The following is a 12040-nucleotide window of genomic DNA, read 5'->3' as shown; positions in this document are numbered from 1 at the left end:
TAGGGAAGTTGGGGATATGACGTTTACGAATCAGTTAAGACTGCTTTATAGAAAGGTCTGTCTAGTAAGCAATAATGACTGTTCTCAATACTGACTCGCTCAAGCTTCTACGTTTCAGCTTCATTTTTATTCGATTTTGCTGATTGCAATACTATCCAACCAGCACTAGCGATTAAGGAACTAATCACTAAAAAGCCAATATCATAAGCTAACGTATGCGAACCCGGTCTGACATGATGAATGCCTAAAATCTGATGATCGATAACTCCTTCAATAAGATTGAACGCTCCAAATCCTAGTAATAGTGAACCAATAAAGGTTGGTGCTGACAAAGAATGACTTTGTTTTGCGGCTCGCCAAAACAGAAAAAGCCCAATTAATGTTAATAGCCAATCAAACAGATGAAACAACCCATCGCCAAGAGTATTTAGTTCCAAACCGGCAACGGTAGCATCAGTTTTAACACTGGAAAACATATGATGCCATTGTAATAATTGATGAATGACAATCCCATCAAAAAATCCAGCCTGACTCATTCCTAACACAATACCAGCCCCAATCAGAGGGCGGCGATCGCGCTGATGGATGGAAGAATTTTCTTGGCTACTCGCCTGGGATGTAGTTTGGTTTGAAGTCATGGCAATACCTTTGTAACAACCTCAGCGCGTACATCACTCGCAACGAAAACGAATTCTTAAGTGCGGTTCGTTATTGACGATGGGGAGAAGAATTTGACTCCCAGAAAATAAACGGAAGCGGAAACAGACCTATCTTCGGGATTAGGCTGCTTCAATTGTTTCGCTTCCTCTCGGAAATTACATCTAACTCCTAGAGGATTGACGATTGTTTTTTGGTATACAAGCTGGGCTAATTTCCTGGCGTTGAGCAGCGATCGCATTTTAGGCTATTGGCAAAATCCACACTAGAAAGTATTCGGTTGCGTCCTCCGCTGCTGAAGTCAGCTTGTTAGCCTAGAGAAGCGACAAATCGCCAACATCTTTACTGAAAATTAGAACCACCAATAATTGTTGAAGTTGGTTTTAATCAGGTAAAAATAGCACTCTTCGGATCTTTCAAGAAAGAACCAAGAAAGAACGGAATTTTATCAGCAGGACTTGAGACCTGATTTTTGTCATGGCTGTACTCACAACATCTATTCAGAACACTCATCCGATTACAGAACTCTATGTGTTTGGCGACAGTCTCTCGGATGCGGGGACGGTGTTCCGAGCGACAGGAGGAATGTATCCACCCAACCCACCTTACTTTCAGGGGCGTTACTCAAATGGTCGGGTTTGGGTTGAGTATCTTGCCCTTTGCCTGCATCTCGACTCGAATCAAACCAAAAATTTTGCTTACGGAGGAGCAACTTCAGGAAACGATCGCAACAGTTTTGTCCCTGGTTTGCTAGCCCAAGTGCAATCGTTTATCCAAACACATCAACCGCTGAATTCAGAGGCACTGTATGTGCTATGGGCGGGGGGAAATGATTATTTACAGGGAGTCGAGCTAGCCACAATTCCTGTTGAAAATATCACTAAAGCGATCGCTTCTCTGGCTGATAAGGGTGCTAAAAAGCTCCTAGTGGTAAACTTGCCCGATTTGGGACATCTGCCGACTACCCGAACCAGTGCAAATGCTGCCAGACTCAGTGCATTAACCCAAGCCCATAATCAAGGTTTGAGGCGATCGCTTAAGGTAGCTCAGCAGCATTCTGACCTTCAGATTGCGACTCTAGATGCCAATCGGCTGTATCGAGAAGCGATCGCGAATCCGGCAGCGTTTGGCTTTACTAATGTCCTCAATGCCTGTTTGGCTGGCGCTGGGACTTCTGGCAGTCCAGACCAGTTTTTGTTCTGGGATGGCATTCATCCAACAACAGCGACTCATCGCATTTTAGGGGAAACTGCCTTTGCCGCGATTCAAGAAGCAGGGATGCTCAATTCTCCTTCGGTGCTGTTTGGGTAAACCACTCCATTGAAGCTTGAGCGATCGCACTCGGAACCGTGTGGGGTCCGTTGAACTCGTGATACTGCACGTCATAGCTTGCCCGTTGTAACTGCGGCACAATCCGGCGGCTGCATCGCTCAATCGGCAACACCGTGTCCCCCTTCCCGTGAGAAATGAATACCTGCGGCTTCCCTTCCTGTGCCGCAGGAGCCATGAATCCCGGTGAGAAGGCAATGATGTGGCTAAACAAGTCGCCATTGGTAATGCCCACTGAGAGGGCGTAGGAAGCCCCATCCGAGAAACCCGCGATCGCTACCTGATTTGGCGCGATCGCGTAACGGCTGAAGGTTTGTGCCAGCGCCCGGTCAATAAAAGTAATATCGGCACCGTACCCACTCCGAATCACGTCCCAAGTTTGTCGGCGCGAGTCTACTGCCAACAAAATTGTCTGGAAGGGATCTGCCAGATGGCGAACGATGTTCAGCGCCCCTTCTGAATCGCCTCCGGCCCCATGCAACATCAACACCAGTGGCGCGGGGCGGTCTGCCCGATAGCTTTTGGGTACATAGATGAAACCATCCCGCTGTCCGTCCAGCCCTAGCGGGTGCAATCCAGTAGTTGCGGTTGCTGTCGGGCGAGTTGGGCGGGATAATAATCGTCCTTCTGTAGCGGATGAATCAGCCTGCTTTGAACTTTCCATTGTCAATAAATTCTGTTGCAAACAACTAGAGAGTTGAGAGACCGCGAACGGTAAGATCGTGCCTGCTACCCCAAGCCGGAGTAGTTGTCGCCGTGTCCAATAAGCAGGAAAGCTTTTGTATTGCCTCATAGCGATCGCGCAGCGTCCCCGGCTCGTTAGTCATCAGAGAGAGCCATACCTTCACGCTAGGATTTTTAACGGTTTCCTGCCTTACTCTTTGGGAAGATTCAGACTGATTTAGTTACTGGGTTTTATCAGCCTATTAGCTCTTGAAAAGGATAAAACCGTTATTAATTGGAACGTCGATCCCATCAGAGGGATATAGAGCGTTAAATTCTGTAAAACATCAAGATACAGATGTATTCAGAGAAGCTACGTGCTTTTGGGAGCGATCGTCTGGTGAGCAAAAATATAGTTTCGCTACTGGCTGTGTTGGTGGGGCTTTCCTATGCATGGCTCGGCATCTTCACGTCTCTGAACTCTTATTTTTTCAACTATCGGGCAATGACCATTCCTGGGTGGTTTAGGTTAGGGGCAACTATCGCTCTTGGGCTATATCTTCTTGGTGTCTATACGACGGCTCTAGCATTTCAGCAGATTTCAACCCGAAAATCTGCAATTGAGCCATCGTTTTTGGTGTTGGGTTGCATCATCGGTTTACTGGTTGGCAGTTTACCCTTTTTCCTGAATTTCCTAACCCCAATCCCGTACCTGCTTTATTCTCCATATATTATTTTGCCTATTTTACTTTTGCTATCTTTTTTAGGAATTCGGATTGCTTGTAGATATGAACGAAGTAAATCTAATTCCACGCTAAGAGTTTTATTGTTTAGAGCCTTTATTCCGTGCGCGATCGCTTTAACCTTAATCTGGCTTCACAACGGCAGTTTCCCCAGTGTCAAGGCTCCTGCTGAAGTTCGGCAGCAATGGGCGTACATACAATTTGGGGATTACAAGGAAGTGGTGAACTCAATCAAAACCTGTCAGCCCATTCTAGAACGAGTAGGCAGCGTGACAGTTGTGGCACCGACCCAAGGTAGAAACTATATTATTTCCGATCCAGGGAGTTCCGGTCATCAGGGGGAATTGACTTTAGAAGTAATCGGAGACAAAGGTGTAGGTGTCGCTAACTTTAACTTCCATATCGTTACTTCAGTTTCACAGGTTCGATTTACCAATCGGGGGAAAACAGAAACAATCGTCTGTCGAAGGTAGGGGAAAATCTGATTCTTTCTGCCCCAACTCGATCGTCCCTGCAAAAGCGATCGCCTCTGCAAAATTGCTTCACCGACGGCTCCCAAGCGAGCGGCATAACGATTTATTTAACTGTTACTTAGCTGTAGAAAACCGCCTATGGCGTAGTTATATCGCACCCAACCAAACACGCGATAGCGAAGGCCCTGACTTGTCAGTTCGCGCTTGCAAAGAGGATTAAAAATTAGAGCGACGTTTAGACTGATTTAGAAAATCCTTTAAGGTAAACCAGAGAGATAAACTTCCTAACATTATCAAACTAGCTCCGAGCGGATAGACGTACCAACGATTATCCTGCTCAACTTTTAGAGACTTAGCTTTTGAATCTTGGACAAATGTATTGATATGGGAGGTTTTGTTCTCTGTAAAACTAAAACCGTTATTCATTGGAAAGTAGAGTTTCCCGTTAGATGTTTGCAAGACAAGCTGAGTTGATTTTCCATGTTTCTGAACGTTTGCTTTCTCTAATCGATCGAGTGGGAAGGGAGTCACGGTTTCCCCTCGCAAACTCGACACCACGAGTTTACACATACCTAACGATTGGCGACGTTCGCATTCTAAGGTTGCCAGTTGAGGATTCAGCAAAAACATTCCACCCCGGATAACCATAAAAACGCCTAGAACCGTTATCCAGAAGGTTTCTTTCAGATGTACGGAAACGCCCTGAAGTTCAAATGAGGTATATCGCCGCCCTGCTTTTTTGGAATCTTTGTCAGTTCCCATGCTTGTCCTCTCCTGTCGGGCATTGAACAAGATAAGTGCCACTTAGATGAGATACAAGCCCATGTATCCTGACTCCGGTTAGCTCGATAAAACCGCCTATGCCGTAGTTATCTGGCACCCGACCAAAAACGCGATCGCAATAACTTCCGGTTGATGAAGATAGTTAACCCAACGGAGCAAGTAAACTCAAGAGGCAGTTAAGGTTAAGCGCATACAGTTACAGACTGTTCGCGCATTTGCTTGATTTGATGTCATCACTGAAGGAGACTACGATGACTTCGACCACCCTAAAGCCTAATTTAACCGTTCCCGGCCCCCGTCCAGTCCCCATTCTCGGACGTGCTACCCATATTTATCGCTTCGCATCCGACTCGATCGGCTATACCCGCGACCTTTTCCAAACCTATGGCTCAGTTGTCTCCCTGACTTATGGTGGGGGCACAAATCTTTATTCACCGCTCCCCAATTGTCCTGGTACTGTATTTGTCTATGGCCCGGAACTCGTGCGCCAAGTGACGACCCAGCACGAGATTTATTATAAGCATCCCTTATCCGGAAAATTGTACCGCAGGCGGGAAGCCTCGGCGCGGACAGAACCCCTGAAGCACTTTGCTGTGGGACTCTTTGGCATCAATAGCGATCGCCATCGGCAAGCTCGTCAACTTCTCATGCCAGCCTTTCACAAACAGCGCATCGAGTCCTACCGCAACGATATCGTTACCATCACCCAATCGGTACTCGATCAAATCCGGGTTGGGGAAAAAAGTGACATTGACCAGATTATGCGGCTGCTGACAATGCGAGTGGCGACAAAGACACTGTTTGGTGCTGATGTTGGCGAGATGGGCGGCATTACCGGGAAACTTTTTCAGGATGCTGTAGGTTTGCTGGGAACGCCCATGATGGCACTATTCCCTGTGGACTTACCAGGATTGCCCTACCATCGCTTTCTGAATCTAATCGCCCAACTTGACGACGAGATGCGATCGCTGATTGCAACTAAAAGGGCAAAGGGCACTGACGATGGAGATGTGCTGTCGATGCTGATCCAAGCTCGTGACGCCGAAACTGGCCTCGCTCTGAGCGATGATGAATTGCTGGGACATACTGGGGTCTTCTTTTTAGCCGGACACGAAACCAGTTCCAATGCACTTACCTGGACGCTGTTCCTCCTCTCGCAGCATCCGCAAATTTTTGCCGATCTCCTCGACGAACTCGAAAGCGTGCTGCATGGTGAAGCGCCGACAGTCGAGCAATTGCAACAATTACCGTTATTAGAGCGAGTTATCAAAGAGAGTATGCGTGTATTGCCGCCAGTCCCCTGGAATGGGCGCGTCACCGCGCAACCGACTGAACTCGGTGGTTATGCCTTGCCTTCGGGAACGGAGGTATTTGTCAGTATTTACCAGACTCACCAGATGCCCGAACTCTATCCAGAACCGGCGGTTTTTAATCCGCACCGTTGGGAAGGATTTGAACCCACTATTTTTGAATACAATCCCTTCAGTGCTGGCCCCCGGATGTGCATCGGTGCAGCCTTTGCCATGATGGAAATCAAAATAGTGCTGGCAATGCTTTTACAACGCTACCGCCTGCAATGCATTCCCCATCTGAAGGTAGACCGTTTTGGGGTGATTGTCATGGCACCGAAATATGGGATGCCAACGATCGTCCATCAGCAAGATCGTCAGTTTAGCCAGGGAGTGGGTGGCGTGCGCGGTAACGTGCGAGAGATGGTGAAATTGCCTGAATAATCCGGTGCGAGTAGGGGCGACGCATTCGGACAAAAAATCTTGGGCGATAGACACTCGGAACCCCACCCCTGCCCCTCCCCGTTCACGGGGAGGGGTTCAATATTTCCCCTCTCCGTTCACGGAGAGGGGTTAGGGGTGAGGTTCCGGACTGCATCCAATAAAGAATTGCGGCTATTTGAGATGGCACGGGTCATTTGCTCTCTCGGTGCTGTTTCCACTGAAGTTCCCCGGAAGTGGGAAAATGAGACAAATGGCGCTTAGTGACAAAATTGCAAGGAAAGAGGTAAATGCTAAAACGGATTGCCGCACTACTACTGGTGGTATTAAGCGTAAGCTTGCAAAGTTGCACTGTCGCCAGTGCTACCAGTGGCTTAAAAAGCTATGTAGATAGCACCGACGGTTATCAGTTCCTATATCCCAACGGCTGGCTTCCAGTCGAGGTGAAAGGTGGAGCCGATGTGGTGTTCCACGATATCATTGAGCCTTCGGAAAATGTGTCAGTCGTCATTAATCCGGTTGGGACAGGGAAAACCCTCGCTGAGTTGGGGACACCGACGGAAGTGGGATACAAATTATCAAAAAGCGCGATCGCACCCCCAGGATCGGGACGCGAGGCAGAATTAGTGAACGCTGAAAAGCTGGAATCTAACTCTAAGACTTATTACATACTGGAATACACCGTCAAACTCCCCAATCAGCAACGCCATAATCTTGCCTCTATCGCCGTCAGTCGCGGTAAACTTGTCACCTTCAACGCTTCTACCACAGAAAAACGCTGGGAAAAGTTGAAGCCATTGTTAGAGCAAGTCGTTAGTTCATTTTCTGTCTATTAATAGCGATCGGCTGATGGCTAATGGCTCATAAAAGTGATGAGAGTGATAAGAGTTGAGGCGAAAAGAGAATTATTTAATTCAAAACTCAACACTTAAAACTTTTGACAATTAGCAACTCGCCACTGACAACAGAACGATGACCCTTCCCACTTTAGTCTTAGCCTCCGCTTCTCCAGCCCGCCGTCGCCTGTTGCAAAGTGCCGGAATCGAGCCGGTAGTTTGCCCTAGTGATTTTGATGAGTCCCAAGTCTCAACTAGCGTTGCATCCGAATTGGTGCAAACTCTGGCGTTGCGGAAAGCGGAAACGGTTGCGAATCAATTTCCAGATGCTTTGATATTGGGATGCGATTCGGTGTTGCTGGTTAACGGTGAGATTCATGGGAAACCAGCAGATGCAGCACAAGCGATCGCCCGTTGGCAAAAAATGCGCTCCCAAATCGCCGAACTCTATACGGGTCATGCTTTAATTGACCAGCAGCAAGACAAAACCGTGGTACGCTGCGGCATCACAAAAGTTTATTTTGCCGATGCTAGCGATCGCCAGATTGAAGCCTACGTCGCCACTGGCGAACCCCTTAAATGTGCTGGCTGCTTTGCCCTGGAAGGGAGAGGGGGACTATTTGTAGACAAACTGGAAGGTTGCCATACGAATGTCATTGGTCTGAGCTTGCCACTACTTCGCCAGATGTTCGGTGAACTGGGATATGATGTCACCGACTTTTGGCAGGATAAAAAATGAAAGAAGTTTGTTGTCCATTGCTACTAGCAAATAACAACTGATAATTGATTTGTGCCTTTTTCTTAAATTGATCCGGAATTTGTTAAGGTTCCTAGATTTTTGATTGAGGCAAAGGATCTGCGTGTCTAATATTGGCTAAGGCAAAGCTTTTGGAGGGCTTTTGTTCATGGGAGTAAGTAACGAGTTTAAAGCACAACTCAAGGCTGGCAAAATTTTTGAGGCGCTCACCTTGGCACTCAGCGAAGCCATCGAGTTAGAAATCACCACCTGGGTTTCATCGACTGACTCAGATGCCTCGCCTGGGGTGAGGACAGACCAACCTTTAGCCGGTCACTGTATGCGAACCCGCATCAACATTGTGGATGGTGATATAGAAAATGAAGTCGGCAGCGAATTTCTGAATAGCGGCCCCTACAACGAACTGCGGGAATTTCACCTCCAGCAAGTTCACGAAGGTCGGGAAATTATTCAGGAAAACCTGGCAAACTTGCAACAGCTGTTTACAGTTTTAACGAACACGCTGTCTGAGATACCAGGATCGCGATCGCGTTCAAATCCACAGCAAGTTTTACCTCCTATCGATTCAGATAATCCTTAAGAGTCAGAACACTTGAGAGCCAAAATAAATGCAAGTCAAAGGTTAAGCTTCTCTTCAGGACTGAGTTTTGAGTGTTGAGTATACCCCAGACTTAAAAATAGGGGCTTGAAATCAGGACGCTTTATTCCTTGGGGCTACATCAACTTGAAACAAACTGCGCCTCTAATTTCCGTTTTGAAAAGGCTTGTACCCTAGTTACTTTAAACCTCAGTCCTCAAACCTCAGTCCTCAGTCCTCAGTCCTCTTTCTATTGACAACTCACAATTGGCTGGAAATTTGGTTATGGCGGCAAGCGATAAATTCAAACAACAACTCAAAGCTGGCAAAATTGTTGAGGCACTTTCTACGGCACTCAGTGAGACGATTGAGTTAGAAATCACCACCTGGGTTAGCTCTGCCGACGTAGATGACAGGACAAGCGAAGAACAGCCTCAACCAGGTTCTCGGATGCAGACTCGGATTAATATCGTTGAGGGCGACATCACCAACGAGATTGGCGATCGCTTTCTCAACAGTGGTCCCTATAGCGAACTGCGACAATTCCATCTAGAGCAAGTTCAGCAAAGCCGCGCGATTATCAACGACAACCTCAAGAGTTTGCAAAAGTTATTTGGGATGTTGGTAAGAGTCGGGTACCAGAATCCTAAAGCTGCCCCGATTCCTCCAGACAAGTCTAGAGTTGATCCTCGCCTACCGCCAGACGAAACCGCAGCTTCTATCGTGACAATTGAGCCTGAAGTTTTGCTTGTTGAGGGGTCGCCAACAGATGCGATCGCATTTGACCCCCGCGTGGAGATTGACACCGTTCCTGCCATTGCACCCACACCATCCGTCACACCCGATTTCCTGCCCCCAGCGACCCCAGAAACCCCTGTAGAGCCAGCCGTGAGTGCCCAGGAATGGGAAGAAGCCGTCATCCAGGAACCACCGTTTCAGCCAGGGTGGACGCCGGAATTCGGCTCGGCGCTTCCCCCGGATTTCCTGCCCCCAGCGACCCCAGAAACCCCTGTAGAGCCAGCCGTGAGTGCCCAGGAGCGGGAAGAAGCCGTCATCCAGGAACCACCGTTTCAGCCAGGGTGGACGCCTGAATTCGGCTCGGCGCTTCCCCCGGATTTCCTGCCCCCAGCGACCCCAGCGACCCCTGTAGAGCCAGCCGTGAGTGCCCAAAAGCGGGAAGAAGCCGTCATCCAGGAACCACCGTTTGAGCCAGGGTGGACGCCGGAATTCGGCTCGGCGGTAAACTGGGGAACCGAGGAGGAGTGGGAAGAAGTGGAAGTGGAGGAGGAACCGACACACCCCTTCTCAGCGAGGTTTGCGCCTGTTGAAGATGAGGACTGGAATGACAATGACGATGGCTGGGAAGAAGATGAGGAGCCGTCAACGACGCCCGATATCAGCAGCAATCCTAGCGGCATTTCAGATCCCATAGCGGTTTTGTTTGGAGACACTCCCGTGGAGCCTTCCCAGCCTTCTCCACCGATGTCAGATACGCGATCGCCCGTCAACATTGAAGAGGCTTTATTTTCACAAACACCGCCTTCACAAACACCGCCAAAGCCGTTTGATGAGTTTGATGAATTTGAAGAAGATGAAAACGAATTTGACAATCCATCGCCTCCACCACCCTCCAAATAATCATTAAAACCAAACTGGATTCATACAACGATGGTCAACACACCAGATACCAACAGCAACGAGATTAATCCCAACCTGCGGAAAAATTTTAACAACTTTTTGCAGTCTCTGACCGATGTGCTAATCGACATCACGGCTCTCGAAGTAAATACAATGGTCGTGGATCATATTAGCGGGACTAAGTTTATTCCTTGGGAAGCGTATCGAGATATTTACCCAATTTCCACAACCTATTTGGAAAGAACAGGAATCCATCCATCTCTATGGTCTCGGTATCTGAGTCTGCGTAAACAAATCGAGACAGAGTATTGCCTATATTGCCTTGAGGAGAAACTTTTAGAACAGGATGCTTCACAGCTCAGGGAATATGTCCGAGTTCTCAGCGATCCCACAGCAGAACTGGATATTCAAAAAACAAAATTGCCTAATCCACTGAGTCCTTCTGCGAATCCGGCTGTTGAGATTAACAAGATTCAAAACTTACTCGACGACAGTAGATTTTTACGGAGCTTGCGGAAGGTTGATGAGCTGAAAGCAGCCCTGGATAATCGGAATAAGTCTTTGCAAAAAAGCGAAGCATCGCAAGCATTAGACCCGGTTGAAGAAGTAACAACCGATATGATTTATGCCCAATCAATCATTCAGTTAGATGGAGATATTATCAACCGCTATCATCAGAGACTTTTTGAACACGAGCATAAAGATATCATTTTAGATATCCATAGACAGGGTGTTACTGCGGGTGAAAAACAGTGGCATGGGTTATTAGAATTTATGGTGAATTTAGTAGAATCGTTGGTCAATCAAGGCAGTTCCTCAATGAAAAATTTATTCAAAAACCGCAATTAATCCTGAAAAAACCGATCCAAAAAAATAGGCCAAAAAAATAGGCCAAAAAAATAGGAAAGATGAGCTGAGAAGGAGTGGGAAATTATCTATCAGGTTCCTTTAGGCAACCTCTTAATTTAGATTCATGCATTCAAATCGAGGAAGTCAAAGACGCAAAGGGACAGTTAGTGTCTCATTTCATCAGATTCAACTTAGATGAAAACATCCTCGATCAAATTTTGCAAGCGAGAACCAATGGACAAAACTTATCCATTTCCCGGCGTTTGCTAGCAGAGTTGCGTTCTTATGCGCTAGTAGATGCGGGAAGCTGCTTGCAGTCTGGGCTGATTTTCTGCACTCACTACGATCGAGCGGAGAGTAGAGAGTCAGTAGCGGAAAACTTTGTCATGCAGAGTACGATCGCTCTCGATGGAGATATCATTCACCAAATTCGCCACGATTGTCTTAAAGATTCTATTTGGTGTTTAGCGATCGCAACTGCTCACCACTGGCTAATCGATCAACTGCTCAATCAGCTACAGCTCAAGATTGCCTTATGGTTGAATGGCCTATCTTGGATGCTCTCTTTGCTAACTACGGCGGCGACAGTTATCTCTAACTTACAGCGCCTGAATTTCTGGACGCTGTTAGCATCGGCGGCGATGGCATGGTTCTTGCAAGTAGGCTTTAAGCGTCTGTCGCTGTTATTTTTGCCGTTGCTGAGGCGTTGGGTTTTTCGTCAATTGTTGTTGCGCTTGCTTTCTTCCAATCCAAGGGATAGAAAGATTGCGAAAGGCATTTTAGGGCGGTTCGTGCCTTAACAAGAGGAGTTGGAGGTGATGCGATCGCTTATCGAGTTGCGTTGCATAAAGCGTAGCGATCGCTCTACTCGCATCCTTCTAACGAACTCTAATAGACCTCCTGCATGAATGAGAAAATAGTGTGCCAGTTGGCGATCGTCGAATTGCAAAATTAAGGAGAGACAAGGAGCAACTTAAGGAGGGGGCGATGCCATACACACAGTTA

General features: G+C 47.5%; 14 protein-coding genes. 10 read left to right on the top strand and 4 right to left on the bottom strand.

Features of this window, described 5'->3' with window-relative positions:
* Nucleotides 1-107: 107 nt before the first annotated feature.
* Complete coding sequence (locus NDI44_RS26410) at nucleotides 108-638, bottom strand: DUF2243 domain-containing protein (RefSeq protein ID WP_190414540.1); 531 nt, start codon at nucleotides 636-638, stop codon at nucleotides 108-110.
* A gap of 496 nt (nucleotides 639-1134) precedes the next feature.
* Between NDI44_RS26410 and NDI44_RS26405 the strand changes: the two genes are divergently transcribed.
* Complete coding sequence (locus NDI44_RS26405) at nucleotides 1135-1968, top strand: SGNH/GDSL hydrolase family protein (protein ID WP_190414539.1); 834 nt, start codon at nucleotides 1135-1137, stop codon at nucleotides 1966-1968.
* On the opposite strand, the gene NDI44_RS26400 is transcribed toward NDI44_RS26405, so the two are convergent.
* Nucleotides 1940-2650, bottom strand: coding sequence for an alpha/beta hydrolase-fold protein (locus NDI44_RS26400; RefSeq protein ID WP_190414538.1), 711 nt, complete (start codon nucleotides 2648-2650; stop codon nucleotides 1940-1942). The genes NDI44_RS26405 and NDI44_RS26400 overlap by 29 nt on opposite strands.
* A 25-nt stretch (nucleotides 2651-2675) precedes the next feature.
* A complete protein-coding gene (locus NDI44_RS26395) occupies nucleotides 2676-2813 on the bottom strand; it encodes a hypothetical protein (RefSeq protein WP_190414537.1) in 138 nt (45 codons plus the stop codon).
* Between the two features lie 194 nt (nucleotides 2814-3007).
* Between NDI44_RS26395 and NDI44_RS26390 the strand changes: the two genes are divergently transcribed.
* Nucleotides 3008-3865, top strand: coding sequence for a hypothetical protein (locus NDI44_RS26390; RefSeq protein ID WP_190414536.1), 858 nt, complete (start codon nucleotides 3008-3010; stop codon nucleotides 3863-3865).
* Between the two features lie 216 nt (nucleotides 3866-4081).
* Here the strand turns inward: NDI44_RS26390 and NDI44_RS26385 are convergent, their stop codons facing one another.
* Nucleotides 4082-4627 carry a hypothetical protein gene (locus NDI44_RS26385; RefSeq protein ID WP_190414535.1) on the bottom strand — a complete coding sequence of 182 codons (546 nt, stop codon included), beginning with the start codon at nucleotides 4625-4627 and terminating at the stop codon, nucleotides 4082-4084.
* A gap of 272 nt (nucleotides 4628-4899) precedes the next feature.
* Here NDI44_RS26385 and NDI44_RS26380 point away from each other — a divergent pair, with 272 nt between their 5' ends.
* The 8 genes from NDI44_RS26380 (at nucleotide 4900) to NDI44_RS26345 (ending at nucleotide 11835) form a co-directional block, all read left to right on the top strand.
* On the top strand, nucleotides 4900-6381 hold the full coding sequence (locus tag NDI44_RS26380) for a cytochrome P450 (RefSeq protein ID WP_190414534.1): 1482 nt from the start codon (nucleotides 4900-4902) through the stop codon (nucleotides 6379-6381).
* Between the two features lie 135 nt (nucleotides 6382-6516).
* A complete protein-coding gene (locus tag NDI44_RS26375; protein WP_277877639.1) occupies nucleotides 6517-6642 on the top strand; it encodes a hypothetical protein in 126 nt (41 codons plus the stop codon).
* A 26-nt stretch (nucleotides 6643-6668) separates the two neighbouring features.
* Entirely contained in the window at nucleotides 6669-7214 is a 546-nt protein-coding gene (gene psbP, locus NDI44_RS26370) for a photosystem II reaction center PsbP (RefSeq protein WP_190414533.1), read from the top strand.
* A 136-nt stretch (nucleotides 7215-7350) separates the two neighbouring features.
* Nucleotides 7351-7953, top strand: a complete 603-nt coding sequence (locus NDI44_RS26365) for a nucleoside triphosphate pyrophosphatase (RefSeq protein ID WP_190414532.1) — start codon at nucleotides 7351-7353, stop codon at nucleotides 7951-7953.
* A gap of 166 nt (nucleotides 7954-8119) precedes the next feature.
* Complete coding sequence (locus NDI44_RS26360; protein WP_190414531.1) at nucleotides 8120-8551, top strand: hypothetical protein; 432 nt, start codon at nucleotides 8120-8122, stop codon at nucleotides 8549-8551.
* A 282-nt stretch (nucleotides 8552-8833) separates the two neighbouring features.
* Complete coding sequence (locus NDI44_RS26355) at nucleotides 8834-10186, top strand: hypothetical protein (protein WP_190414530.1); 1353 nt, start codon at nucleotides 8834-8836, stop codon at nucleotides 10184-10186.
* A 30-nt stretch (nucleotides 10187-10216) separates the two neighbouring features.
* Nucleotides 10217-11035, top strand: coding sequence for a hypothetical protein (locus NDI44_RS26350; RefSeq protein ID WP_190414529.1), 819 nt, complete (start codon nucleotides 10217-10219; stop codon nucleotides 11033-11035).
* Between the two features lie 167 nt (nucleotides 11036-11202).
* Nucleotides 11203-11835, top strand: a complete 633-nt coding sequence (locus NDI44_RS26345) for a hypothetical protein (protein WP_190414528.1) — start codon at nucleotides 11203-11205, stop codon at nucleotides 11833-11835.
* Nucleotides 11836-12040: the final 205 nt, after the last annotated feature.

Origin of the sequence: Trichocoleus sp. DQ-A3 (assembly GCF_039961975.1) — a bacterium.
In the GTDB taxonomy this organism is placed as follows: Bacteria; Cyanobacteriota; Cyanobacteriia; order Cyanobacteriales; family FACHB-T130; genus FACHB-T130.
Note: the sequence above shows the minus strand (reverse complement) of the source record. Positions and strands in the feature narration are given on the sequence as shown.